Below are 24,835 nucleotides of genomic sequence, written 5' to 3'. Positions count from 1 at the left end.
CCGATGGGGGTTTGCCACTATGGTGGCGTTTCATGATGCGCGTCCCCGTCCCTGCCCGGCTCAGAAGGGCCGTGCGCACCTGGTTCGACTCCCGGTACATCTCCATCGCCGACCATCGTCAGGACATCCGGGACGCGCTCTGGGAGGTCCAGACCTTGAGGCGGGAGATGGCGACCTTGCAGGGCGAGGTCGAGCGGCTGCGTAACGCCCGCCCGGGGACGGCGGCCCCCAAGCCGGATCCGGCGCTGAAGGCGAAGGTGGACGACACCCACCGGCTGGCGCAGGAGACGGCCAAAGCCCTGGACGGCGTGCTGCAGAACGAGGTGCTGGTCTGGCAGGCCATCGACGGGCTACGAGCCAAGCTCGACGAGCCCGGCAGCCCCGACAAGCCGGGCAGACGCGATGAGCCCGGCAGGCCCGAGGAGCAGCCGTGCGCGTGACCTGGAGCGCCGGCGCGCACCTGACCTTCCGCCTGGACGCGGAGGACGAGATCACCGGCCGGGCCTCCGACGAGTACCCGATCAAGCTGGCCATCAACTCGTGCTCGATCGGCGGCGTCCCGGACGACGCGCACCCCGACCTGTTCGCCGTGGCCGCCTGGACGATCGTGGCGCCGTGGACGAGGAGGCGGATCACGTTCGACCGGGCCGTGTCGGCGGAGCTGGCGCAGGCGCTGCACGACGGCTGGGGCGTCGAGGCGGGCCCGGTGGGTGCGGAGCCGCGCCGGCCGGGCGCCAGGCTGGCGATCTCGTACAGCGGCGGGGCGGACTCGGTGGCGGCGGCGACGATCTTCCCTGAGGCGCCGTTCGTGCACTTCCGCCGGGTGGCGCACCCGCGCGTCCCGAACCGCTGGCCGCACTACCGCTCGGACGTCCTGGCCAAGCTGGCCGCGAAGACCGGCCGCGAGCTGAGCGTGGTCACCTCCGACCTGGAGTACACGCTGGCCGAGCCGCGCCCCGGCTACCCGGAGCACCACGCGGTGGCCGCCGGCGCGCTGCTGCTGGCCGACCGGCTCGACCTGGGCGGCCTGGGCTTCGGGTACGAGATGGGCTCCCGCTGGCTGGGCGGCGGGCGTTACCTGTGGCGGTTCACCCCCGACAACCCGATGTGGGCGCCGCACGGCAGGTGGGGCCGGCTGTTCGCGGCGGCGGGCGTGCACATCGTGCTGCCCGTGGGCGGCGTGAGCGAGGCGGTCACCATGCGCCTGGCGCTGAGCTCGCCGCTGAAGGAGCAGGTCCGCTGGTGCCTGCGCGGCACGGACGGCCCGTGCCGCAACTGCGGCAAGTGCCTGTACAAGGAGCTGATCCAGGCCGCCGTGGAGCGCCGCCCGCTGGACACGCCGATCACCGCCGACCGCTCCGTGGCCCGCAAGTACCTGCAGAAGCCGCCGTACGGGGGTCAGGAGATGATCCAGTACGGGCTGGCGCGCGTGCCGGGCATCGAGAACACGTTGTTCGCCCCGGCGCTCGACTACTTCGACGTCTCGGAGGAGTCGACGAGCTGGCTGGACCACTGCTACCCGCCGGCCCTGGAGGAGATCCCGGAGCGGTGGCGGGCGGAGGCGGCGGCGTTCGTCGAGGCGAACGTGGGGCTGATGACGGAGTCCGAGGTGCGCAAGGTCGAGTCGTGGGGGAGCGCGTGAAGGTCTATCTGTCGGTGGACATGGAGGGCGTGACGGGTCTGACGGACCCGGAGGAGATGCACGCGGGCAAGCGCGGGTACGAGCGCGGCTGCGAGTTGATGACCGCCGACGCGAACGCCGCGATCGAGGGCGCGTTCGCCGGCGGGGCGGGAGGGGTGCTGGTCAACGACGCCCACGGCTCGACGAAGAATCTCCGCATCGACCTGCTGGACCCCCGGGCGAGCCTGATCAGGGGCCCGGGCAAGGCGCAGCGGATGGCGCACGGGCTGGACGGCTCGTTCCAGGCGGCGGGTTTCGTGGGCTACCACGCCCGCGCGGGCGTCCCGCACGGGGTGCTCAACCACACGTGGATGGGCAAGGAGATCCAGAACGTCTACCTGAACGGCGAGCCGTGCGGCGAGACGCGGCTGGTCGCGGCCTGCGCCGGGTTCCACGGGGTGCCGGTGGTGCTGGTGACGGGGGACGAGGCCGTGGGCGAGGAGGCCCGCGAGCTGCTCGGCGACGTCGAGACGGTCGCGGTGAAGAAGGGGATCGACAAGTTCTCGGCCGAGCTGCTGCCGCCCGTCGTCGCCCAGTCCCGCATCCGTGAGGCCATGGCCCGCGCGCTTGACCGGTTGAACGACTTCACGCCGTACGTCGTGGAGGCACCGTACACGCTCGGGGTGGAGTGGAACTCCACCGCCATCGCCGCGGCCGTGTCGCTGATCCCGGGCGTGAAGGCGGCGGGCGCGCGGCACACGGAGTTCACCACCGATGACTTCACCCAGATCATGGCCCTGTTCGGGCTGTTCGCGAGCATCGCGGGGCAGGTCGCCTGCGGCAGCGGCCCCTATGGGTGACGGCAAGGGCGCCGCGCTGACCCGGCGGGGGCTGCTCGTCGGGATCGGGGCGGCCGGCGGCGCGGGCGCCATGTACGCGGCCATGGGCGCGCTCGGCCTGGCCCCCACCGGGCAGGACAAGGAGTACACCCCGCCGCGCCAGGGCGACTTCACGCTGAGCGGCCGGGCCTCGGCCAAGGTGGTGATCCTGGGCGCGGGCGTGGCGGGGCTGACGGCCGCGTACGAGCTGGGCAAGGCCGGCTACGACTGCACGCTGCTCGAAGCCCGGCAGAAGGCCGGCGGCCGGAACCTGACGCTGCGCGGCGGCGACCGCCTGACGGAGCTGAACGGCCCGGCGCAGGACGTGCGGTTCGGCGCGGGCGTCTACTTCAACGCCGGCCCCGGCCGCATCGCGCAGTGGATGGTGACCCTCGACTACTGCCGCGAGCTGGGCATCCCCATCGAGACGTTCATCAACAACAACGCCTCGGCCTACGTTCATACGAACGGCCAGACGGTCAGAGCCCGCACGGCCAGAGCCGACATGTACGGATATGTCGCCGAGCTGCTGGCCAAGGCCACGAACGTCGGCGCCCTGGACAAAACCCTCACCAAGGACGACCGCGAACGCCTGCTGGAGTTCCTCAGACGCTTCGGCGACCTGGGCCCCAAGCTCGACTACGAGGGCACCGAACGCCGCGGCTTCACCAAGTTCCCCGCCCTCGACGGCGGGACCCCCATGCCCGCCCCCGGCACCCTCCACCAGGTCCTCGCCGCCGGCACCGGCCGCGCCATCACCAACGACTTCGGCTACGAGCAGGCCACCCCCATGTTCCAGCCCGTCGGCGGCATGGACGCGATCGTCACCAAGCTCCAGCAGGCCGTCGGCCAGGAGCGGATCAAGACGGGCGCCCAGGTCACCAAGATCACGACTCTGGACGACGGCGTCGAGGTCGCCTACACCGGCGGCACGATCAAGGCCGACTACTGCATCGCCACCCTCCCGCCCCACCTCCTCGCCAAGATCCCGCACAACCTCGGCGCCCGCGTCACCGCCGCGCTCGCCACGCCCGTCCCGATCGCCGCCGGCAAGATCGGCCTGGAGTACGGCCGGCGCTGGTGGGAGCTGGAGGACCGGATCTACGGCGGCGTCACCGAGACCGACCTCGACATCACCCACATCTGGTACCCCTCGCACGACTACCACGCCGAGCGCGGCCTGCTCGTCGGCTACTACAACACCGAGCGCGTCGCCGAGCTCTACGGCGCGCTCACCCCTGAGGACAGGAGGCGCAGGGCGCTCACCCAGGGCAAGAAGATCCACGGCGAGAAGTACCGCCAGAACCTGCTGTCCAGCGTCTCCATCGCCTGGGAACGCCAGGAGCACATCCAGGGCGGCTGGATGCGCTGGCCGTCCTTTGATTCGTCCTTCACTCTTCTGCAACGCCCCGCCGGAAGGGTCTACTTCGCGGGCGACTGGCTCACCCACCTGATCGCGTGGCAGGCGGGTGCCATGGAGTCCGCCCGTGGCGCCGTCACGCACCTGCACAGGAGAGTCCTGCAGTCTCCCTGACGCCGCCCGCTGCTCGCGGGAGCACAAGTAGGCTCCTGGGAGAGGCGATCGAGGAGATGGAATGACGTTGCAATGGGTGCCCGCCACCGAACGTAGCGACCTGCTGGCCGATCCGGTGGCCCGTGCCGTGCGTGACCTGGAGGGCGCCGAGGTGGCCGAGATCGATCCCGATCTGGCCGACACGGCCGCGTTCTGCGAGAAGTACGGCGTGACCCTCGACGAGTCGGCCAACTGCGTCGTGGTGGCGGCCAAGCGGGGCGGCGAGACGCGTTACGCCGCCTGCATGGTGCTCGCGACGATGCGGGTCGACGTGAACGGCGTGGTGCGCAGGCACCTCGACGCCCGCAAGGCCAGCTTCGCCCCGATGGCGGAGGCGGTCGAGCTGACCGGCATGGAGTACGGCGGCATCACGCCCCTCGGCCTGCCCGAGGAGTGGCCGATCCTGGTCGACACGCACGTGGCGGAGCACGCGAGAGTGGTGATCGGGAGCGGCGTGCGCAGGTCGAAGCTGGCCGTTTCCGGCGCCGCGCTGGCCGGGCTGAAGAGGGCCGAGGTCCTCTCGCTGGCCGGCTGAACGAAATCGAGGCCGATTCGAGACCGTTGGATGGGAAACCGATGAGGCCGTTCTGGACGTTGTACGAGTGGGAATGTGGCCTCATGGTTCATCTCGTGGGCGGGGATTAAGCCGGTATGGTGCTTCATGCCATGAACGATGACCGACTAGGCCCTTACCGGCTGCTCAGGCGGCTCGGTGAAGGCGGGATGGGCGTTGTCCACCTCGCTGTCGACCCTCAGGGGCGGCAGGTGGCGATCAAGGTCCTGCGTGGAGAGGTCGCCGGTGACGAGGTCGCCAGGCGCCGGCTTTCGCGCGAGGTCGAGACCATGCGCCGGGTGCGCAGCAAGTACATCGCCGAGGTGCTCGACGCCGACGTCACGGGTCATCGGCCCTACATCGTCACGCGTTACGTGGCCGGTCCGCCGCTCGACGAGATCGTCAAGAACGAAGGGCCGCTCGACCTGCCGGCGCTGCTGCGGGTCGCGCACGGGGTGGCCGCGGCGCTGGCCGTGGTGCACTCGGTGGGCGTGATCCACCGCGACCTCAAGCCGGGCAACGTGCTGATCCTCGACGGCGAGCCGGTGCTGATCGACTTCGGCATCGCGCAGGCGGTCGACGCGACGCGGCTGACGCAGACGGGCATGTTCATCGGCACGCCCGGCTACCTGGCGCCCGAGATCATCGAGGGCCAGGAGGCGGGGCCGGAGGTCGACATCCACGCGTGGGCCGGCACGCTGCTCTATGCGGGCACGGGCCAGCCGCCCTTCGGCAAGGGCACGCTGGAGATGATCTTCTACAACATCACCGCGGGCAAGGCCGACATCAGCGCCGCCCCGGCCGAGCTGCAGCCGCTGCTCAAGGCGGCCTTCCAGCGCAACCCGGCCAAGCGGCCCAAGGCGGCCGAACTGGCCGAGCAGCTCGCCCGCATGCTGCCGATGCCGGCGCAGCCGTCCTCGCCCGACGAGATCTCCACCGTGCCGAGGCCCGACGCGGTCGCGCCGCCGCCGAAGGTGACGGAGCGGCCGTCCTACGAGATCTCGACGCCGCCGGTGACGCCCAAGCGGCTGCTCGAAGGCCACGACCAGCCGGTGCCGCCGCCGCAGCCCCAAGACCAGAAGTACGTCTCGCTGCTGCCCAACCAGCCCGACCCGTGGCCGACCCGCAGGGTGTCGCCGGAGGAGCTGCGGCAGATCCAGCGCGAGGCCGGGGTCTACCCGCCGCAGCCGCCGCCCGCCGCCTCGGCCGGGCCCGCGGCGCCGGCCGCGCCATCCGTGCCGGTCGCGCCGGCCACCGGGAACGGCCCGGCCGTCCCGCCGGGTGAGACCGACGTGCCCACCAGGCGGGTGCGCCCCGACTCGGCCGCCAACCTCCGGATGAACTCGGGCCCACAGTCCGGCCCACAGTCCGGCCCGCAGTCCGGCCCGCAGGCCCCCGACTACGGGCGGCCCAACCCCATCCCGGTGCAGCCGCCGCCCTACATCCCGCCGCAGTTCCCGCCGGCGCAGCCCGACCGGCTGACCAAGCGGGAGCCGTACGTTCCGGGCGCGCAGCCGGGCAGGCCGCTGCAGCGCTCCCGGGCCTACGGCGTGGCCAGTGCCATGCTGCTGGTCCTGCTGATCGTGGCCGCCGTGCTCGCGCCCGTGCTGGTGTCGGTCGTGGCGCTGCCGATCGCGATCCTGCTGCGCGCCGCCGACCTCGCCCAGCCTCAGCTCGCCGCCCGCAGGGCGGCCGGCGCGGCGGCGCTCGACGTGGTCAGGGTGTTCGCCTACCCGGCGGCGCTGGCCAAGTCGGCCGGCATCACGCTGGCCCTCGTGCTCTACGCGCTGATCCTGGGGCTCCCGGTGACGCTGCTGCTCACCGTGGTGGCCGGGATGAACTCCGCCAACGCCCTGGCCTGGGGCGCGGCGATCGCGCTGTGGACGGTCTGCGCGGGCCCCGGAGTCGAAGGCCCCGGCAAACAGATGCGCAGAACGCTCGCATCCCTCGTACCCTCGAGAACAGCGGCGATGGTGATGGCGGGAGTTCTCGCGGCGGGTGCCGCGCTCTCGCTGATCCTCGCTTACGGCACGTTCGGGGACAATCCAAGGGGGGGCGTATGGACTCCGCTGAACGTCGAACCAGTGACGGACCAACTCGACCAGCTAGGGGGGAATTCCGGGGGATGACGCGGGGAAGGTGGCGATGAGCACCCAGGCACCAGAACGCCTCGGCCCGTACCGCCTGGTCAGGAAGATCGGCGAGGGCGGCATGGGGGTCGTCCACCTCGGCCTCGACGGTGAGGGCCGCGAAGTCGCCATCAAGGTGCTGCACCCGCACGTGGCCGCCGACCTCAAGGCGCGCGACCGGCTCACCCGCGAGGTCGAGACGATGCGCCGGGTGCGCAGCCCGTTCGTCGCGGAGGTCATCGACGCCGAGCTCGTCGGCAGCCAGCCGTACGTGGTGACCCGCTTCGCCCCCGGGCGCACCCTGGAGGACACCGTGCTGTCCGAGGGCCCCCTGGAGGCCCGCCAGGTCATCCAGCTCACCCAGGGGCTCTGCCAGGCGCTGGTGGCCATCCACGCCGCCGACGTGATCCACCGCGACTTCAAGCCGTCCAACGTCATGCTCGTCGACGGGCGGCCCCTCGTCATCGACTTCGGCATCGCCCACCTGGTGAACGCGACCCGGCTGACCCAGACCGGCATGTTCGTGGGCACGCCGGGCTACCTGGCGCCCGAGATCATCCGCGACTCCGAGATCACGCAGGCGGCCGACGTGCACGCGCTGGCCTCCACGGTGTTCTTCGCCGCGACCGGGGCGCCGCCGTTCGGCACCGGCACGTTCGAGTCGGTGTGCTTCAACATCATGGAAGGGCGGGCGCAGATCGACAAGGCGCCCGCGTGGCTGCGCGGCTGGCTCACCCGGGCGCTCCAGGTCGAGCCGTCGCTGCGGCCCGGCGCCCAAGAGCTGCTGCGGCTGGCCAAGGCCCTCGACCCGGCGGTCACCACGTTCAACGAAGGGCCCACCGGGACGAAGCGGATCGTGCCCCGCACCCGCACCATGGACACGTTCTCCGACCTGCTGCCGCCGGTCGAGTACGGCCAGGCCGCGCCGCCACCGCCGGCACCGTCGCCCACGCCGACCCGGCAGGAGGAGCGGCCGGCGCGGCGCGAGGAGCGGCCGCCGCCCTACGTGCCCGCGCCGATGCCGGCCAGGCCCGCACCCCACCCCGACCAGCGCGTGGCCGGCCACCCGCCGCCCGACCGGCGGCTGGTCCCCAAGCCCACCGCGCCGTCGCAGGTGCGGCCCTACACGCCGCCGCCGCAGTACACCCCGCCGTCCGAACGCAAGCGCTACCTGTTCGGCAGCCAGGTCGTCGGGCTGCTGCTGCTCGTCACGCTCGTCGCGGTCACCGTCATGATGCCGGTCATGGCCGGTGCGGTGGCCGTCGCGCTCGCGCTCGTGTTGCGCCTCGGCGAATACCTCTTCGGCGACCTCGTCAAACGCCGCCAGGCACGCGGCAGCAGCGCCGCCGACCCGCTGCTCGCCCTGGTCGGCACGCCGTGGGCGCTGGTCAAGTCCGCGCTGGTCACGGCGGTGCACGTGCCGCTGTCGCTGCTGTTCGGCGTCTGCGTCTGGGGCGTGCTCTACTGGGCCGGGAAGATGGGCGTCAACGAGGCCGCGGCGTACGCGGCGGGCGCCTTCGCCGCCGGCCTGTTCGTGCTGCCCGGAGGGGGCGCGCCGCGCAAGGCCGTCACGCGCACGCTCACCGGCGTGCTGCGCAGCCCCGGCGCCGCCCTGGTCGCGGTCGTGCTGGTCGGCACGGCGGCGCTGTTCGCGGTGATGTTCGCGCTCGGCCAGGACCCGACGTGGGCGCCCTGGCGGGCCCCCGAATCGGTGATCAACGACCTGGCGAGCGACGCCAGGCAGAGCACGATCGGCCTGATCACCGGCCTGATCGGCGATCTGCTCGACCGTCTGGGGCTGGGGTGGCTGAATCCCTGGTCCTGAGTGTCCGCGGTGGCCCCTCTGGGGAGAGATGAGGTATGAGCGAGCGCCTCGGCCCGTACGAGCTTCTCTCCCGTCTGGGGGCCGGTGGGTTCGGCGAGGTGCACCTGGCGCTCGACCCTGAGGGCCGTACGGTCGCGGTCAAGGTCCTGCATCCGCACGTCGCCGCCGACGGCGGCGCGCTGGCGCGGCTGGCGCGCGAGGTGGAGACCATGCGCATGGTCGGCGGGCCGCACGTGGCCGAGGTGCTCGACGCCTCGCTGACGGGCGGCCGGCCCTACCTCGTCACCCGGTACGTCCAGGGCCGCCCGCTGAGCTCCGTCCCCCTGCCGGTGGCCGACCTGCGGCGGCTGGCCTCGGGGCTGGCCGACGCGCTGCTGGCCATGCACGAGGCCGGGGTCGTGCACCGCGACCTCAAGCCCGCGAACGTGATGATGACCGAGGGCGAGCCGGTCGTGATCGACTTCGGCATCGCCAGCGCGCTCGACTCGCTGTCGGTCACCGCCTCGGGCGCGGTCGTGGGCACGCCCGGCTACCTGGCCCCTGAGGTGCTCGAAGGGCGGGCCGTGGGCACGGAGGCCGACGTGTTCGCGTTCGGGGCGACGATGGCGTACGCGGCCACCGGGCGGCACCCGTACGGGCAGGGGCCCGCCTCCGCGGTCGCCTACCGGGTCGTGCACCACCCGCCCGACCTGGAGGGCGTCCCCGAGTGGCTGGAGCCGTTGTTACGCGAGTGCCTCGACACCGATCCCGCCGCCCGGCCCACGGCCGCGCAGCTCTGCGCCAGGCTGGGCGTCGCGCCTGTCCCGCGCGCCGCTCCCCGTCCGGCCCCGCGGGTCAGGCCGGCCACCGACGACGTGAGCACCAGGGAGTGGCGGCCCGGCAAGGAGCGGCACCGCCGTTCGGTGGAGGAGTCGAGGGCCCGGCATCGGGAGAAGGTGCGCAGGCGCTGGCTGATCGGCTCGGGGCTGTTCGTGTCGCTGCTGGCGGCGGCCGCCCGGGAGCCGCTGCCCGAGGTGTCGCTGTTCCTGCTGGCGGCGTACGCGCTGGGGGTCGTCGCCGACGTGGGGGTGGCCATGTTCTCGCGCGGCCTCTACCGGCGCGGCCGCATCGTCGCCGACGCGGTCAGCGTGGCGGGGGCGGTGGGGCTGTGCTTCGGGCTGGCGGCGCTGTTCAGCACGTTCACGCTGGCGTTGTTCGCGGGTACGGCGTTGGTCGTGGGGATCGTGTTCCTGCTGTCCGCGTGAAGGCGACCGAATAAAGTTCGGTATGGTGGGGAGCGACAGTGGTACCGAGGGCCTGCTTTTGTGCCGAACCTACTCATGGGTAACATAACGGCGAAACCATCGGCAGACCCTCTGCCGGATGCCCCCAGGGCACCTGGCAGTCTTGACAGATGCATGGGCGCCCATCGCAGCGAGGCGGGGGCGCACGCGAGCTACGGGAGGTCGGCCACCGGCCATGAACATCGTCGTCTGCGTGAAGCAGGTCCCCGACACGGCGACCGAGCGCAAGCTGCGGTCCGATGACAACACGCTCGACCGCGACGCCGCCGACGGCGTGGTCAACGAGCTTGACGAGTACGCGGTCGAAGAGGCGCTGAAGCTGAAGGAGGCCCACGGCGGTGAGGTGACCGTCCTCACCATGGGCCCCGGCAAGGCGACCGACACCATCCGCAAGGCGCTGGCCATGGGCGCCGACAAGGCCGTCCACCTCAGCGACGACGCGCTGCACGGCTCCGACGCGCTGTCCACCTCGTACGCGATGGCGCAGGTGCTCAAGAAGATCGGGTTCGACCTGGTCATCCTGGGCTCCGAGTCCACCGACGCGCGCACCGGGGTGCTGGCCGCGATGCTGGCCGAGCGGCTCGGCACGGCGCAGCTCACGCTGGCCAACAAGGTCGAGGTCGAGGGCTCCTCGATCAAGATCCAGCGCCTGACCGACTACGGCTTCGACCGGGTCGAGGCCACGCTGCCCGCCGTCGTCTCCGTGGTGGAGAAGATCAACGAGCCGCGCTACCCGTCCTTCAAGGGCATCATGGCGGCCAAGAAGAAGCCGGTCGAGACGCTCGCCATCGGCGACGCCTCCATCGACGCCGGGCAGGTGGGCCTGGCCGCCGCCTGGTCCGAGGTGGTCGACTTCGCCGCGGCTCCGCCGCGTGCGGCCGGCACGATCGTGAAGGACGAGGGTGACGGCGGCGTGAACGCGGCCGACTTCCTGGCGTCCAAGAAGTTCATCTGAGAACGGGGGTTAATACGGAAATGTCGGAAATTCTCGTTCTCGTTGACCACGCCGAAGGCGAAGTCAAGAAGGTCACCCTCGAACTCCTGACCCTCGCCCGCACCCTCGGCACGCCCGCCGCCGTCTGGGCCGGCCCCGGCATCACCGCCGACGCCAAGGCCCGCCTCGCCGAATACGGCGCCGAGAAGATCTACGTCGCCGGCGCCGACGACATCGTCGAATACGTCGTCGCCCCCAAGGCCGAGCTGCTCGCCCAGCTCGTCGCCGCCAAGTCGCCCGCGGCCGTGCTCGTCGCCGCCACCGCCGAAGGCAAGGAAGTCGCCGGCCGCCTCGCCATCAAGACCGACTCCGGCGTCATCACCGACGCCGTCGGCCTCGGCGAAGGCTTCGTCGCCGACCAGTCCATCTTCGGCGGCGGCATCAACGTGCACTCCCGCGTCCGCAAGGGCACGCCCATCGTCGCCGTCCGCCCCAACTCCACCGCCCCCGTCGCCGCCGCCGGCGCCGGAACGGAGGAGGAGATCACCGTCACCCTCTCCGACGCCGCCAAGGCCGCCCGCGTGGTCGAACGCGTCAAGCAGGAGAAGGGCGCCCGCCCCGAACTGACCGAAGCCGCCATCGTCGTCTCCGGCGGCCGCGGCGTCGGCTCCGCCGAGAACTTCTCCGTCATCGAAGCCCTCGCCGACGCCCTCGGTGCCGCCGTCGGCGCCTCTCGCGCCGCCACGGACGCCGGCTGGTACCCGCACCAGTTCCAGGTCGGCCAGACGGGCAAGACCGTGTCGCCGCAGCTCTACATCGCGGCCGGCATCTCGGGCGCCATCCAGCACCGGGCCGGGATGCAGACGGCCAAGACGATCGTGGCCATCAACAAGGACCCTGAGGCCCCGATCTTCGAGCTGGCCGACTACGGCGTGGTGGGCGACCTCCACCAGGTCGTACCCCAGCTCACCGAAGAGATCAACAAGCGCAAGTAAGGGGCCAGAGCACGGTCTTCCCACTCAGCGCTCCGCGCACGGGACTCAGGCTGTGACATTGGGGGGCACCGCCCCCCAAACCCCCCTCACAAGCCGCTGAGCCCCTGCGTCGGCCGACAAGGCCACGCATGTTCAGTCACCAAGGCGCCATCACCAAGGTCGTGACCGGTCATATCGGCCGGTCGGTGGGCTGCCGGTCGCACGCTGACAGGCTTGGCAACTCCCGGGAGCCGCCGGCCCTGAGCGTGTGGAGGGCAGCGATCCGCGTGAAACGCATCAGCTCCCTCCGATGAACTGGTGGTCGGTGCGGATGCGGTCGTCCTCGCCCAGGGCGAGGACGTCCAGGCCGCCGCCGACCGCCTCGCCCGTGCGGGTGGACACCATCGACCAGCGGACGCCGACCACCCGCGGCAGGAGCAGGACCGCTTCCCCCGCCGCCTCGAAGACGTGCTCGCCGGGCGCCACGAACATCTCGTACGCGCGCCGCACCCTGGCCTCCAGGGCGTCGTGACCGCGCACCTCCAGCGGCGGCGCGGGGAACGCGATCGCCGCGGCGGCGTCGCGGATCGCCTCGGGCGGGTCGATGAGGACGTGGACGGCGTCGCTCGCCCACAGATCGCGGACGAGGGTGCCGCGCGTCGCCGGGTCCGGCTCGTTCCACTGGGCCACGTAACGGGCGGCCCACTGCTTGACGTCGAAGGTGTTGCTCATGGCGAGCAGTGTGCGGGCCGGAGGTGCGGTCCCGCGATTCCCTCCAAGGAATCGCGCAGCCGCGGCAGGCGTGCGGTATGAAATGGGGCACGAGAGCCCACGCATGGGGGTCCTGCGGATGTCGGTGGAGCCGGGGCGGGCTGAGTGAAGGCAAGGCCGCGTGGGTCGAGCCGGGCTGGGATGGGTGAGGGCAAGGCCGCCTTGGTCGCGCCTGGTTGGGATGGGTGAGGGGATGACGGTCGCGACGAAGCCTGACCGGTTCGGTCGGGAGCTGCGCCGCTGGCGGACGCGCCGCCGTTTCAGCCAGCTCGACCTGGCGATCAGGGCTGACACGACCCAGCGCCACCTCAGCTTCCTGGAGCAGGGCCGTTCCCGGCCGGGGCGGGCCATGGTGGTGCGGCTGGCCGAGTCGCTGGGGTTGTCGTTGCGGGAGCGGAACGCGTTGTTGCTGGCCGCCGGGTTCGCCCCCGTCTATGCCGAGTCGAGCCTGGACGCCCCCGAGCTGAGCCCGGTGCGGGAGGCACTGGAACGCGTTCTCGACGGGCACCTTCCTTACCCGGCGGTCGTGGTCCGGCCGTACGGGGAGCTGGTGGCGGCGAACGCGGCGTTCGGGGTGCTGTGCGAGGGGGTCGCGCCGGCGCTGCTGAAGCCGCCGATCAACGTGCTGCGCCTCGCCCTGCATCCGGACGGGATGGCCCGGCGGGTGGAGAACCTCGCCGAGTGGGGCCGGCACATCACCGGCAGCCTGCGCGAGCAGGCGTCGCGCAGCCCCGACCCGGAGCTCGACGGGTTCGTCGCCGAGCTGGACGGGTACCTGCCGGACCTGGACCCGCCGGTCGAGCACCTCGGTTTCGCCGTGCCGCTGCGGCTGCGGGTGCCGGAGGGGGAGCTGCGGCTGATCACCACCCTGACGTCGTTCGCGACCGCCGTGGACGTCACGCTGTCGGAGCTGCGGCTCGAAGCGTTCCTGCCGGCCGACGAGGCCACGGCCGAGATCCTCCGGCAACGCGCCTGACCCGGCCCGCCCGCCACCGGCCGGCCGAAGCCCCGGGTCCGGCGGTCGTCCGAAGCCGCGAACCACCCCGCTGACCGCGACGGCACTTGCAAGTGATCGTCAAGCATCCCCACCTACCGTGATCACAAACAGTCACGAAGGGTGTGATCGTGGACAGGTCTTCGCCGGTCGGCAGGACGACAGGGCTGGTCGTCGCGGGCGCGCTGGCGGGCGCGGCACTCGTCGGGGCCGGGGTGGCGCTGGCGGACGGGCTTGCGGGAGGCAGCCCGAAGGTCACGTACGTCAAGGAGAACAGGACGATCCCGCCGGGCTACCTGTCCACGAACGTGGTCTGCCCCAAGGGGCAGCAGGCCATCGGCGGCGGGTTCGCGCACGTCGGCGAGCACCAGCAGGAGCATCCGGTGATCGCCGAGATCAGCGCGCCGAGCAACACGAGCGGCGAGCCGGACGACCCGACGAACGCCTGGACCTTCTTCTTCGTCAACGACAAGGAGAAGACGACCCCCGTCGAGGTCCACGTGATCTGCGCACCGCTCGACGGCTAGGAAGAGGCGGCGGGTGCCGTCCAGCTGGTGAGGAGGCGGAGGGCGTCGGCGGTGGGGGAGCCGGGCTCGACGTTGTAGACGCACAGGGTCTGGTCGGGGTCGCCGGGCGGCTGGAGGGACTCGTAGGAGAAGTGCAGCTCGCCCACCAGCGGATGGTGGTAGTGCTTGCTGCCGTGGGTGCGGCGCAGCACGCGGTGGTCGTTCCACCAGGTGCTGAACTCGGGCGAGCGCAGGGTGAGCTCGCCGACGAGGTCGGCGAGGCGGCGGTCGTCGGGGTAGCGGCCGGCCTCCAGCCGCAGCATGGCGACGGTCTCGGAGGCGATGCGCTCCCACTCGCCGGTACGGGTGCGGGCCTCGGGGTCGAGCAGGTAGTAGCGGGCCAGGTTGCGTTGAGGGACGGGCAGGGCCTCGAAGTCGGTCAGCACCTCGCGGGCCAGGCGGTTGCTGGCCAGGACGTCGGTGCGGCGGCCGAGGATGAACGCGGGCACGTGGTCGAGGGTCTGCAGCATGAGGTGCAGGCCCGGCCGGACGCGTTGCGGGGCGATGGGGGCGCGGCGGCCGGGGCGGGCCAGCAGGTCGGTGAGGTGCTCGCGTTCGGCGGGGTCGAGCTGGAGCGCGCGGGCGAGCGCCTCGGTGACCTCGGGCGAGGGGTTGCCGGCGCGGCCCTGCTCCAGGCGCGTGTAGTACTCGGTGCTGACGCCGGCCAGCCGGGCCACCTCGTCGCGCCGCAGGCCGGGCACGCGGCGGGCGCGGCCGTCGGCGGGCAGGCCGGTGCGGTCGGGCGTGATCCGGGCTCGGCGTGAGCGCAGGAAGTCGGCGAGCTCGCGGCTGCGGTCCATGCTGTCCAGTGTGACCCGCCCGGCGGGCCCGCGAGGTCGCGGGGGTGGCCCTGGCAGTACCTGTCTCGCCGTTACCCGCCTGGTCAGGGCCTGCTCGGGCACCCCTGGAGCGGGGTGATCCCTGGTGTGCTTATGGAGGAGCGCGGCGGACGCCCGCGCCACACATCCTGAAACACACCTGAGGAAGGCGTGCACCAATGATCACTTCCCTGACTGGCCGCGTCGCCGTCGTCACCGGTGCCTCCAGCGGGATCGGCGAGGCCACTGCCGAGCACCTGGCGGAGCTGGGCGCGCGGGTCGCCGTGCTGGCCCGGCGCGCGGAGCGGCTGGACGGCCTGGTCTCCCGGATCGAGCGGGCCGGCGGCCGGGCGCTGGCGCTGGCGGCCGACGTCACCGACGCGGCGGCGGTGCGGGCGGCGGCCGCGCGGGTGGCGTCCGAGCTGGGCGGCGCCGACCTGCTGTTCAACAACGCGGGCGTCATGCTGCCCGCCCCGATCGAGGAGCTGGCCGCCGACCAGTGGCAGCGCCAGATCGACCTCAACGTCACGGGCCTGATGAACGTGATCGGCGCGTTCGTCCCGCAGCTCGTGCAGGCCGCGGGCGAGCGCGGCGTGGCCGACCTGATCAACACCTCCTCGATCGCCGCGCAGAACATCTTCCCGAACTTCGCCGTCTACTCCGGCACCAAGGCGTTCGTCACGCACCTGTCGCGGCACCTGCGGGCCGAGCTCGGCGCCAAGAACGTGCGGGTCTCGGCGATCGAGCCGGGCATCGTCGGCACGGAGCTGCAGAGTCACGTCACCGACGAGGGCGCGCTGGCCTGGCTGGAGGGCTCCAAGCAGGAGATGGAGTGGCTGACGCCGCAGGACGTCGCGCGGACGGTCGGGTTCGTGGCAAGCCTGCCGCCCCGTGCGAACCTCCAGCAGGTCACCATCATGCCCACCGGCCAGGCGAGCTGATCCGGCGAGCTGATCCGCTGGGCTGCCTCGGCGCTGACCTGCCCGGCGATGAGTTCCGGGGGCGGGCGGGGTCTGTACGGGCACGGACCCCGCCGACCACCGATGGAGGCACGGACATGAAGATCACCTTGGCGACGTTCCTGTCGCTGGACGGCGTCATGCAGGCGCCCGGCACGCCGACCGAGGACACCAGCGGCGGCTTCGAGCACGGCGGCTGGCAGTTCCCCTACGCCGACGAGGAGCTGGAGACCTACACGGACCGCTGGTTCGCCGAGGCGGACGCGTTCCTGCTGGGCCGCAGGACGTACGAGATCTTCGCGGCATACTGGCCGACCGTCACCGACCCGGACAACGTGGTCGCGTCCAGCCTCAACACCCTGCCCAAGTACGTCGTCTCGACGACCCTGGGCCGGGCGGACTGGCACAACACGACCGTCATCGGCTCGGACGTGCTGAAGGAGGTCGCCGAGCTGCGCGACCGCCCCGGCCGCGAGCTGCAGATCCACGGCAGCGGCACCCTCGCCAGGACACTGCTCGACCACGGGATGATCGACGAGCTGCGGCTGTGGACGTACCCGGTGGTGCTGGGCAGCGGCATGCGGCTGTTCGAGCCGGGGCGCACGCCGACGGCGATGCGCCTGGCCGAGACCAGGCCGACGGGGAGCGGCTGCGTGCTGAGCGTCTACCGGCCGGCGGGCAGGCCCACCTACGGCGACTTCTCCAAAGAAGGCTGAGCTTGCCCGAGAGACTGAGCGAGCGCTACCGCGCCTTCTCCAGGGAAGGGTGGGCGGGGAGCCTGATCTCGAAGGCGGCGTCCCGGCCGGGCGCCGACCGCAGCTCGACCCGCCCGCCGTGCGCGGCCACGATCGACCGTACGATGGCCAGCCCCAGCCCGGCCCCGCCGTCGGTGCCCACCCCGACCCTGACCGGCGTGCCGGCGGGCGGGTGGGTGACGGCGTTGCCGACGAGGTTGCTGACGACCTGCCGCAGCCGGGCCTCCTCCACTGACCCGCGCCGCGTGCTCAGCTCCTCCAGGGGCACGCTCTCCGCGCAGGCCGGCCGCCCCACGTCCGGCATGCTCATCCCGGTGACCGGCAACTCGCCGGCCTCACCCGCCTGAACGCGGGCGCCGGAGACCTCCAGCCGCCGGGCGAAGGCCGCCGCTTCCGGCGTCCTGACGACCACGGCCGCGCCCGTCTCGGTGAACGCCGCCACCTGGGGCGGGCGGCGGCGCCCGCACCGGATCCACAGGAACGTCTCAGGACAGCGCCGCCCTGAGGCGGGCGGCCAGCTCCCCGGCCTGCTCCTCGTCCCAGGGCAGCACGCCGTTCTCCGCCATCAGCGCGTGGAACTGCTGCCGCTCGTACGGGGTGCCGGGCGGCAGCGGGGCGATGTGCCAGTGCAGGTGCGCGTTGCCCTGCTGGCTGCCGAGCGAGAGCACGTACGTGCGCTCCGACGGCACCACCGCCTCCACGGCCAGCGCCACCCTCCTGACCACGCCCATGATCGCGTGGAACGCGCCCTCGTCGAGGTCTCGCACGACGTGCTCGACGTGCCGCTTCGGGCTGACCAGCACGTAGCCGGGGAGGGTGGGGTAGCGGGCCAGGAACGCCAGGTGCTCCGCGTCCTCGTAGACGATGCGTTCGAGGGAGTAGGCGGGGTCGCCGGTCACGATCGCGCAGATGAAGCAGGGGCGCGACCTCACCCGCTCCACGTAGGCGGCCACGTCGAACGGCACTTTCCCATCGGGGTCCATGATCCGATGGTGTCAGGCCGCGGCCTCCACGGCCTCGCGGGCGGGCAGGGAGGTGAGCTCGGCCGGCTCGCGGCGGGGGAGCAGGCGGCCCGCCAGGGCGATCAGCACGCCGAGGACGACGCCGATGCCGAGCGCCGTGCGCAGCGAGGTCGCGTCCGACAGGAAGCCGATCACCACGGGCCCGAGCAGCAGCCCCACGTAGCCCATGGCGCCGGCCTGGGCGATCGCGGGTCCTGGCGCGTCCGTCGCGGTGCCCGCCAGCGACAGCGTGAGCGGCGAGATCGTCGCCACGCCGAGCCCGACGAAGAACATCGCCGAGACCGCCACCAGCGCCGCCGGCGCCAGCAGCACGACCGCGAAGAACCCGGCCGTGGCCACCCCGGACACGGTCAGCATCCCGCGCACCCCGAACCGGACGCGCAGCCGGTCACCCGTGAGCCGGGCGATCAGCATGCCCACCTCGAACACCGGGTAGCCGAGCGCCGCCACGGCCTCGGGCGCGCCGAGCTCGTCACGCATGTAGAGGCCGTTCCAGTCGGCCACGGTGCCCTCCACCATGAAGGCGAAGAACATGATGGTGCCGAGCAGGTAGACGATCGGCGGCATGCGCTTGCGCCCCTTCCGTGCGGCCTCGGCCGCCGGGCGCTCCTGGAGGTACGTGCGGCCGAGCAGCACCATGACCGGCAGCGAGACGAGCGCGACCAGCGCGACGTTCGCCGTGAAGGGCAGGCCGACGGCGATCGCCAGGCTGCCCAGCCCGCCCGCCGAGATGGCGCCGACGCACCAGCCGGCGTGCATGCCGTTCATCAGCGGGCGCCCGTACGCCTGCTCGACCGCGGAGCCCTGGGCGTTCATGGCGACGTCCACGGTGCCGAAGGCCATGCCGAAGAGCGCCACGGCCACCATGAGCAGGGGAAGGTCGGGGGCCAGGGCCACGCCGAGGAGGCCGAGGGCCGTCAGGGGGCCGCCTGCCCGCAGGAGCGTCCGGCTGCCCAGGCGCGCCATGACGCGGCGCATGGACTGCATCGTCACCAGAGCGCCCAGGCCCCATACCAGCAGGATCGTCCCGACCATGGCCTCGGACAGGCCGAGTTTGTCGGTCAGGGCGGGGATGCGCACGGTCATCGTGCCCACCATCAGGCCGGCAAGGACAAAAGTGAGGACCGCCCCGTAACGGGCACTCCTCAGCTCGCGGGTCATAAGGCCACCTCACTGAATTTCGTGCTTTATGTGGATAAATCGGGCAAAGGGGGGTGGTGGGGGTGCTGGGGGACGACCGGTGCCGGGGAACGGTGCTGAGGGCGGGCGTGCCAGGCCGAACGCACGCACGCACACACGCGTGCACGTGTGCGCAGCCCGTCGGGAATCCGGACCGTCCGCTGGGAAATCCTGGCCCTGGAGGCGTGCCTGCCCATCGGCGGGGCGCGACCGGTTCAGGGGCCGGTGCGCGATCGGTTCAGGCCGATCGGCTGCCGGTCGAGTGGTCTGGAGCGTCGTCGGTGCCGTACCGAAAGAGCAGGGCGCGCGGCATGGACGAGGCCGGCCGTCCGGACCGGAGCGTCAGGCGGGCGAGGGTTTGATGAGCGCCTTGAGGCGCCGCTCCAGGGCCTGGAGGTCGGCCTCCGTGTTCAGCTCCGGGTCGTGGCTGGCGACGTCCCAGAGCCCCTCGCAAGCGAGCCGTACGATCTGCGAGGCCACCGGGTCGGGCTCCTCGCCCAGCCCCTCGCGATGCCATCGGGTCATGGCCTCGCGCAGCGGGGCGAGCAGGAAGAGGTTGCCCGACGCCCCCGTGACGACCGCCCATCGTCGCAGCCGCCCGGAGCGGACGGCCGCCAGGGTGGCGGCCAGGTAGCGCTCGGTATAGGTGTCGCCGGGCTGGGCGGCCAGCAGTGCGTCGAAGTCTTCGATCAACCGCTCCACCATGCCCTTGATCAGGGCTTCCTTGGAGCCGTAGTGGTAGAGCAAGCCGCCCTTGCTCACGCCCGCCCGGTCGGCCACGGCCGCCAGGGTGAGCGCGGCCGAGCCCTGGTCGCAGAGCAGATCCTCCGCCGCGTCCAACAGCTCGTCCCTTCGCATGCCTCTACTGTACCGTCCGGACGGTACAGTTGCAAGCGAGATACCCTGAGCACGTGACCAGACCGTCTGCCTACCTTGATCATGCGGCGACCACCCCCATGCTCCCCGAAGCGATCGAGGCCATGACGGCTCAACTCAAACGCGTCGGAAATGCTTCCTCCCTGCACGCGGCCGGTCGTCAGGTCCGCAGGGTGGTCGAGGAGTCACGCGAGACGATCGCCGCCGCGCTCGGCGCCCGGCCCAGCGAGGTCGTGTTCACCTCCGGCGGCACCGAGGCCGACAACCTCGCGATCAAGGGCCTCTTCTGGGCGCGCCGCCCCCGCAAGCGCGTGCTGATCAGCTCGGTCGAGCACCACGCCGCGCTCGACCCCGCCCACTGGCTGGCCGAGAGCCAGGGCGCCGAGGTGGAGCTGCTGGAGGTCGACGAGCACGGCCGCGTCCACCCCGAGACGCTGCGCGCCGCCGTCGAGCGCGACCCCGACGACGTCGCCATGATCAGCGTCATGTGGGCCAACAACGAGGTCGGCACCGTCCAGCCGGTCCACGTGCTGGCCGCCATCGCGCACGACCACGGCATCCCGTTCCACACCGACGCGGTGCAGGCGGTGGGGCAGCTGCCCGTGTCGTTCTCCGGCTCGGGCGCCGACGCGCTCACGCTGACCGGTCACAAGATCGGCGGGCCGATGGGGGTCGGAGCGTTGCTGCTGGCCAGGGGGCTGACGCCGGTCTCCGTCCAGCACGGCGGCGGGCAGGAGCGCGACGTGCGCTCAGGCACGCTCGACGCGCCCGCCATCGCGGGCCTGGCCGCCGCCGTCAGCACCGCCGTGCGCGAGCAGGAGGCGCTGGAGCGGCGCCTGGTGGCGCTGCGCGACGAGCTCATCCAGCGCGTGCGCGACGCGGTGCCCGACGTGGTGCTCAACGGCGACCCCGCCGACCGGCTGCCCGGCAACGCGCACTTCTCCTTCCCCGGCTGCGAGGGCGACGCGCTGCTGATGCTGCTCGACGCCAAGGGCGTGGAGTGCTCCACCGGGTCGGCCTGCTCGGCGGGGGTGGCGCAGCCGTCGCACGTGCTGCTCGCGATGGGGGCCGACGCGGCGGCGGCGCGCGGCTCGCTCCGCTTCACGCTCGGGCACACCTCCACGCGCGAGGACGTCGACCGGCTCATCGAGGTGCTGCCGGCCGCCGTCGAGCGCGCCCGCCGCGCCGGCCTCGGCTAGCCGCACTCAGGTCAGGGCCGCGCCGGCCTCGGCTAGCCGCACTCAGGTCAGGAACGGCGCCACCGCGGTCCAGGCCGGGTCGGCGGAGACGTCCACCCGGGGCTCGCCCTCCTCCCACCCCACGATCAGCTCCTTGGCGTGGATCGCCGCCTCGCTCGTGGGGTCGGCGTAGACGTGGATGATCCGGTGCCCCTCCGCGCTGAGGTGGGCGGCCAGCACGGCGTCGTCGCGCAGCTTGAGCAGGCGGGCGGCCAGGCGCTCCTCGAAGTCGCGCAGCGCGGCCAGGGAGTCGCCGACCGGCAGGCCGCTCTCGTCGCGGTGCGCGTAGGGGAGCGTGATCGCGATGTGCTGGTCGAAGAGCGGGTGGTCGACCGGGCGCAGCGGGTGGCGGGCGGTGGCGACCAGCGGCGCGCCCGTGCCGGTCTGGCCCTCCATGAGCACCCACTCCTCCTCGGAGTAGCCGGAGGCCACGTCGGCGACGACGGCGGGCAGGTGCACGGCCGCGACGGCGTCGATCGGCTCGAACGTGACGGCGGTGATCTCGCCCACCCAGCGGGCGACGTCGTCCTCGCCGAGCAGCCAGTCGAGGGCCAGCAGCGTGGTCTCCATGCGGGTGTCGTCGTCGAGCTCGCCGAAGATCGGATGGTAGGCGGCCACGTCGACGCGCGGCTGGTTGCGCGGCACGCGCAGGCCGAGCGTGAGCTTGTCGAGAGCGAACGCGTAGCCGCCGACGTCGAGTGTGACCTCCAGGGCCATCGGATTGGCCTGCCGCGACGGGTGGAACTCCCACAGCAGGTCGGGCGTCGGCGCCGCCTTCGCCCAGCGGTGCGCGAGCGAGCGCAGCTCGGCGTCGCCCGCAGCGGTCACGACCAGGGCGTGCGCGGCCTCCTTGCCGGGGGCTACCTCGTAGACCAGCCCGGGGTGGATCGCGGCGACCGCCGGGGTGAGCAGCTTCTCCACCTCCTCGGCGTCGCCCGCGCCCAGCAAGGTGTCGAGCCGGGGCCTGGCCTCCTGCCACCACGTCCAGAATCCGGCGATGGCCTCGGCCGGCCCGCCGGCCTCCTCGTCGGCGTCCTTGCGCCCGAACAGTCGCATGCTCGCATACTCCCAGACCGGGGGCGAGGTCGTGCACTCCCCGCCGGACAGTACGCTGGAACGGTCATGGGACTGCGTGTGCTTGCCGCCATGTCGGGCGGCGTCGACTCCGCCGTGGCCGCCGCTCGGATCGCCGAGGCCGGTCACGACGTCACTGGTGTCCATCTCGCGCTCTCCGCCAACCCCCAATCGCACCGCACGGGGGCCAGGGGCTGCTGCACGATCGAAGACTCGCGCGACGCGCGACGCGCCGCCGACGTCATCGGCATCCCCTTCTACATCTGGGACATGGCCGAGCGCTTCCAGCGCGACGTCGTCGAGGACTTCGTGGCCGAGTACGCCGCGGGCCGCACCCCCAATCCCTGTCTGCGCTGCAACGAGAAGATCAAGTTCGCGGCGGTGCTCGACCGGGCGCTGGCGCTGGGCTTCGACGCCGTCGCGACCGGCCACCACGCCAAGCTGGTCGACGGGGTGCTGTCGCGCAGCGTCGACCAGGCCAAAGACCAGTCCTACGTGCTGGGCGTGCTCACCCGCGAGCAGCTGGGGCACGCGATGTTCCCGCTGGGCGAGTCCACCAAGGCCGAGGTGCGCGAGGAGGCCGCCCGGCGCGGCCTGACCGTGGCCGACAAGCCCGACAGCCACGACATCTGCTTCATCGCCGACGGCGACACGCGCGGCTTCCTGGCCAAGCGGCTCGGCTCGGCCGAGGGGCCGATCGTCGACCAGAGCGGCGAGGTCGTGGGCAGCCACCAGGGGGCTCACGGGTTCACGGTGGGGCAGCGCAAGGGGCTGCGCATCGACCGGCCGGCGCCCGACGGCAGGCCGCGTTACGTGCTGTCCATCGAGCCGGTGTCCAACACGGTGACGGTGGGGCCGCGCTCGGCGCTGGAGGTCACCACGATCACGTGCGGCGCCCCCGTCTGGAACGGGCCGTCGCGCCGCGACGACCTGACCGTGCAGCTCAGGGCGCACGGCGAGGTCTACCCGTGCCGGTTCGAGGAGCGCGCGGGCGGCCTGACGATCGAGCTCGACCGGCCCGCCACGGGCGTCGCGGCGGGCCAGGCGGCCGTGCTCTACTCCGGCGCCACCGTGATCGGCTCGGCGACCATCGTCTCGGCTAGCTGAGCGTGGTCGACTCGCCGACCTTGAGCCGGCGGATGTCGGTGCCCTGCTTGTCCGCCTCCATCTTCAGCCAGCCGTCCACCAGCCGGTAGCCGATCTCGCTGTAGAGGGCGTCGTGGGTGGAGTACGCCCGCGCCGGGCGGATCTCCCGCAGATACTCCACCATTTCGCCAAGCTTGAGCCACGGCGCGCCGGTCGGCACCAGCAGCGTGCCCACCTCGGCCGGGGGAACGGTGAAGGCGTCACCGGGGTAGAACACCTCGTCGTCCACCAGGAAGCCGACGTTCTGCACGACGGGCACGTCCGGGTGGTTCTTGGCGTGCCACTCGCCGAACACCTTCACCTGGAAACCGGCCGTCTCGAAGTCGTCACCGTGCCGCACGACCCGCACCTTGCCCGGCACCTCGCTCAGCCCCGCCGCGACGGCCTCGCACGTCCAGATCTCCAGATCGGGTGAGGCGGCCTTCAGCTTCTCGACGTCCACGTGGTCGAAGTGCTCGTGGGTGATGAGCACCGTGTCGGCGCCGTCGAGCACCGGGTCCTGCGTGAACGAGCCCGGATCGATGACCAGGACCTTGCCGTCCTTCTCCACGCGCACACAGGCGTGGCCGAATTTCGTGAGCTTCATTCGGCAGAGCCTACGCTTGTGCCCATGTCTACGTGGGAAGCCACCGGGGTCGGTTCGCATCCGGGTGAGGATCATCTTGAGGCGATCAGGGTCGTGTTCGGCGAGGTGCCCGGGCTGCCGTACCTGCCCGAACTGCCCGCCAGAGGCGTCGGCGCGGACATGGTCGGGCGGACGGCGGCCCTGCTCATCGACCTGCCCGTGGAGGTGCAGCCGTCCGGGTGGCGGCTGAGCGACCGGCCGGGCCGCGACCACCAGCGGGCCGTCGACCATCTGCGGCGCGACCTCGACGGGCTGGAGGAGGTCGCCCACGACTATGAGGGGCCGCTGAAGCTGCAGGTCTGCGGGCCGTGGACGCTGGCCGGGTCCATCGAGCTGAAGTTCGGGGACAAGATGCTCTCCGACGCGGGCGCCGTCCGCGACCTGACCGCCTCGCTGGCCCAGGGCGTCGCCGACCACTGCGCCGAGGTGCGCCGGCGGCTGCCCGGCGTCACCGAGATCGTGCTGCAGCTCGACGAGCCTGGGCTGCCCGGGGTGCTGGCGGGCACCGTGCCGACCGCGTCCGGGTTCGGGCGGCTCGCGGCCGTCGAGGAGTGGCGGGTGGAGGAGTCGCTGCGCTCGTTCGAGCGGCCCGTGGTGCACTGCTGCGCGCCCGGCGTGCCGTACGCGCTGCTGCGCAGGGCCGGGGTGCGGGCCGTGTCGGTGGACGCGGCGCTGCTGCGGCGCCGCGACGACGACGCGCTCGGCGAGCTGTTCGAGGCCGGGACGACGCTGTTCATGGGGGTCGTGCCCGGCACCGACACCCGCCTGCCCGACCCGGGCGTGGTGGCCAAGCCGGCGCTGGAGCTGTGGCGGCGGCTGGGCTTCGCGCCCGACCGTCTCTCCGGGCAGGTCGTGCTGACGCCGGCGTGCGGCCTCGCGGGCGCCTCCCCGAGGTACGCACGGGCGGCGCTGGCGGCCGTGCGGAAGGCCGCGCAGGTGCTCAGGGACGATCCCCGGGAGGGGTGAGCCGTGGCTCTGCCGGTGCTCGTTCTGTCAGTGCGCGACGATAGCGTTTGCACAGGTCATCGTACGGAAGGAGGCT

25 protein-coding genes are annotated in these 24,835 nt (G+C 72.3%); 17 read left to right on the top strand and 8 right to left on the bottom strand.

The window, feature by feature from the left end; translation table 11 throughout:
• Positions 1 to 32: 32 nt before the first annotated feature.
• The 10 genes from HCN51_RS12400 to HCN51_RS12355 all read left to right on the top strand — a co-directional run bounded on the left by HCN51_RS12400 (position 33) and on the right by HCN51_RS12355 (position 11,791).
• Positions 33 to 440 carry a hypothetical protein gene (locus tag HCN51_RS12400; protein ID WP_206066900.1) on the top strand — a complete coding sequence of 136 codons (408 nt, stop codon included), beginning with the start codon at positions 33 to 35 and terminating at the stop codon, positions 438 to 440.
• The gene (locus HCN51_RS12395; RefSeq protein ID WP_168009820.1) at positions 431 to 1,642 is read left to right on the top strand and encodes a DUF6395 domain-containing protein; all 1,212 of its coding nucleotides are present in this window, start codon (positions 431 to 433) and stop codon (positions 1,640 to 1,642) included. Before HCN51_RS12400 ends, HCN51_RS12395 begins: the two co-directional genes overlap by 10 nt.
• Positions 1,627 to 2,481 (top strand): M55 family metallopeptidase, encoded by an 855-nt coding sequence (locus HCN51_RS12390; protein ID WP_346433619.1) that lies wholly within the window; start codon positions 1,627 to 1,629, stop codon positions 2,479 to 2,481. Before HCN51_RS12395 ends, HCN51_RS12390 begins: the two co-directional genes overlap by 16 nt.
• Positions 2,474 to 4,033 carry a flavin monoamine oxidase family protein gene (locus HCN51_RS12385; protein WP_168009819.1) on the top strand — a complete coding sequence of 520 codons (1,560 nt, stop codon included), beginning with the start codon at positions 2,474 to 2,476 and terminating at the stop codon, positions 4,031 to 4,033. Before HCN51_RS12390 ends, HCN51_RS12385 begins: the two co-directional genes overlap by 8 nt.
• A 61-nt stretch (positions 4,034 to 4,094) precedes the next feature.
• On the top strand, positions 4,095 to 4,607 hold the full coding sequence (locus HCN51_RS12380) for a YbaK/EbsC family protein (RefSeq protein ID WP_168009818.1): 513 nt from the start codon (positions 4,095 to 4,097) through the stop codon (positions 4,605 to 4,607).
• Positions 4,608 to 4,738: 131 nt separating this feature from the next.
• Complete coding sequence (locus HCN51_RS12375; protein ID WP_168009817.1) at positions 4,739 to 6,754, top strand: serine/threonine-protein kinase; 2,016 nt, start codon at positions 4,739 to 4,741, stop codon at positions 6,752 to 6,754.
• A 16-nt stretch (positions 6,755 to 6,770) separates the two neighbouring features.
• Positions 6,771 to 8,579, top strand: a complete 1,809-nt coding sequence (locus HCN51_RS12370; protein WP_168009816.1) for a serine/threonine-protein kinase — start codon at positions 6,771 to 6,773, stop codon at positions 8,577 to 8,579.
• A 35-nt stretch (positions 8,580 to 8,614) separates the two neighbouring features.
• Positions 8,615 to 9,823, top strand: a complete 1,209-nt coding sequence (locus tag HCN51_RS12365; protein ID WP_168009815.1) for a serine/threonine-protein kinase — start codon at positions 8,615 to 8,617, stop codon at positions 9,821 to 9,823.
• A gap of 214 nt (positions 9,824 to 10,037) precedes the next feature.
• Positions 10,038 to 10,817 (top strand): electron transfer flavoprotein subunit beta/FixA family protein, encoded by a 780-nt coding sequence (locus tag HCN51_RS12360; RefSeq protein WP_168009813.1) that lies wholly within the window; start codon positions 10,038 to 10,040, stop codon positions 10,815 to 10,817.
• A 20-nt stretch (positions 10,818 to 10,837) separates the two neighbouring features.
• Complete coding sequence (locus HCN51_RS12355; RefSeq protein ID WP_168009811.1) at positions 10,838 to 11,791, top strand: electron transfer flavoprotein subunit alpha/FixB family protein; 954 nt, start codon at positions 10,838 to 10,840, stop codon at positions 11,789 to 11,791.
• Positions 11,792 to 12,067: 276 nt separating this feature from the next.
• On the opposite strand, the gene HCN51_RS12350 is transcribed toward HCN51_RS12355, so the two are convergent.
• On the bottom strand, positions 12,068 to 12,502 hold the full coding sequence (locus HCN51_RS12350; protein ID WP_168009809.1) for a hypothetical protein: 435 nt from the start codon (positions 12,500 to 12,502) through the stop codon (positions 12,068 to 12,070).
• A gap of 232 nt (positions 12,503 to 12,734) precedes the next feature.
• Between HCN51_RS12350 and HCN51_RS12345 the strand changes: the two genes are divergently transcribed.
• Together HCN51_RS12345 and HCN51_RS12340 are read left to right on the top strand one after the other, a co-directional pair.
• Positions 12,735 to 13,517: a helix-turn-helix domain-containing protein gene (locus HCN51_RS12345; RefSeq protein ID WP_168009807.1), complete on the top strand. Its 783-nt coding sequence runs from the start codon at positions 12,735 to 12,737 to the stop codon at positions 13,515 to 13,517.
• A 149-nt stretch (positions 13,518 to 13,666) separates the two neighbouring features.
• Positions 13,667 to 14,062: a hypothetical protein gene (locus HCN51_RS12340; protein WP_168009805.1), complete on the top strand. Its 396-nt coding sequence runs from the start codon at positions 13,667 to 13,669 to the stop codon at positions 14,060 to 14,062.
• Here HCN51_RS12340 and HCN51_RS12335 read toward each other — a convergent pair.
• Positions 14,059 to 14,901, bottom strand: coding sequence for a helix-turn-helix transcriptional regulator (locus HCN51_RS12335; RefSeq protein ID WP_168009803.1), 843 nt, complete (start codon positions 14,899 to 14,901; stop codon positions 14,059 to 14,061). The two genes, HCN51_RS12340 and HCN51_RS12335, sit on opposite strands and share 4 nt — an antisense overlap.
• Positions 14,902 to 15,098: 197 nt before the next feature.
• Here HCN51_RS12335 and HCN51_RS12330 point away from each other — a divergent pair, with 197 nt between their 5' ends.
• Positions 15,099 to 15,860: an SDR family oxidoreductase gene (locus HCN51_RS12330; protein WP_168009801.1), complete on the top strand. Its 762-nt coding sequence runs from the start codon at positions 15,099 to 15,101 to the stop codon at positions 15,858 to 15,860.
• A 116-nt stretch (positions 15,861 to 15,976) separates the two neighbouring features.
• On the top strand, positions 15,977 to 16,594 hold the full coding sequence (locus HCN51_RS12325) for a dihydrofolate reductase family protein (RefSeq protein ID WP_168009799.1): 618 nt from the start codon (positions 15,977 to 15,979) through the stop codon (positions 16,592 to 16,594).
• 25 nt (positions 16,595 to 16,619) lie between these two features.
• Here the strand turns inward: HCN51_RS12325 and HCN51_RS58085 are convergent, their stop codons facing one another.
• The 4 genes from HCN51_RS58085 to HCN51_RS12305 all read right to left on the bottom strand — a co-directional run bounded on the left by HCN51_RS58085 (position 16,620) and on the right by HCN51_RS12305 (position 19,692).
• Entirely contained in the window at positions 16,620 to 17,075 is a 456-nt protein-coding gene (locus tag HCN51_RS58085) for a sensor histidine kinase (RefSeq protein WP_206066899.1), read from the bottom strand.
• A gap of 43 nt (positions 17,076 to 17,118) precedes the next feature.
• On the bottom strand, positions 17,119 to 17,616 hold the full coding sequence (locus HCN51_RS12315) for an HIT family protein (protein WP_168009797.1): 498 nt from the start codon (positions 17,614 to 17,616) through the stop codon (positions 17,119 to 17,121).
• Between the two features lie 12 nt (positions 17,617 to 17,628).
• On the bottom strand, positions 17,629 to 18,816 hold the full coding sequence (locus tag HCN51_RS12310) for an MFS transporter (RefSeq protein WP_168009795.1): 1,188 nt from the start codon (positions 18,814 to 18,816) through the stop codon (positions 17,629 to 17,631).
• Positions 18,817 to 19,176: 360 nt separating this feature from the next.
• Positions 19,177 to 19,692: a TetR/AcrR family transcriptional regulator gene (locus HCN51_RS12305; protein ID WP_168009793.1), complete on the bottom strand. Its 516-nt coding sequence runs from the start codon at positions 19,690 to 19,692 to the stop codon at positions 19,177 to 19,179.
• A 53-nt stretch (positions 19,693 to 19,745) separates the two neighbouring features.
• Here HCN51_RS12305 and HCN51_RS12300 point away from each other — a divergent pair, with 53 nt between their 5' ends.
• Entirely contained in the window at positions 19,746 to 20,909 is a 1,164-nt protein-coding gene (locus tag HCN51_RS12300; RefSeq protein ID WP_346433618.1) for a cysteine desulfurase family protein, read from the top strand.
• 42 nt (positions 20,910 to 20,951) lie between these two features.
• Here the strand turns inward: HCN51_RS12300 and HCN51_RS12295 are convergent, their stop codons facing one another.
• A complete protein-coding gene (locus HCN51_RS12295; protein WP_168009789.1) occupies positions 20,952 to 22,004 on the bottom strand; it encodes a DUF695 domain-containing protein in 1,053 nt (350 codons plus the stop codon).
• Positions 22,005 to 22,070: 66 nt separating this feature from the next.
• Here HCN51_RS12295 and mnmA point away from each other — a divergent pair, with 66 nt between their 5' ends.
• Positions 22,071 to 23,129, top strand: a complete 1,059-nt coding sequence (mnmA, locus tag HCN51_RS12290; RefSeq protein ID WP_080045478.1) for a tRNA 2-thiouridine(34) synthase MnmA — start codon at positions 22,071 to 22,073, stop codon at positions 23,127 to 23,129.
• Here the strand turns inward: mnmA and HCN51_RS12285 are convergent.
• Entirely contained in the window at positions 23,122 to 23,754 is a 633-nt protein-coding gene (locus HCN51_RS12285; RefSeq protein ID WP_168009787.1) for an MBL fold metallo-hydrolase, read from the bottom strand. The two genes, mnmA and HCN51_RS12285, sit on opposite strands and share 8 nt — an antisense overlap.
• Positions 23,755 to 23,778: 24 nt before the next feature.
• Between HCN51_RS12285 and HCN51_RS12280 the strand changes: the two genes are divergently transcribed.
• Positions 23,779 to 24,759, top strand: coding sequence for a methionine synthase (locus HCN51_RS12280; protein ID WP_168009785.1), 981 nt, complete (start codon positions 23,779 to 23,781; stop codon positions 24,757 to 24,759).
• The last annotated feature ends 76 nt before the right edge of the window (positions 24,760 to 24,835 follow it).

This window comes from Nonomuraea composti, assembly GCF_012034275.1.
GTDB lineage: Bacteria > Actinomycetota > Actinomycetes > Streptosporangiales > Streptosporangiaceae > Nonomuraea > Nonomuraea composti.
This window is presented reverse-complemented; position numbering and strand designations above follow the sequence as displayed.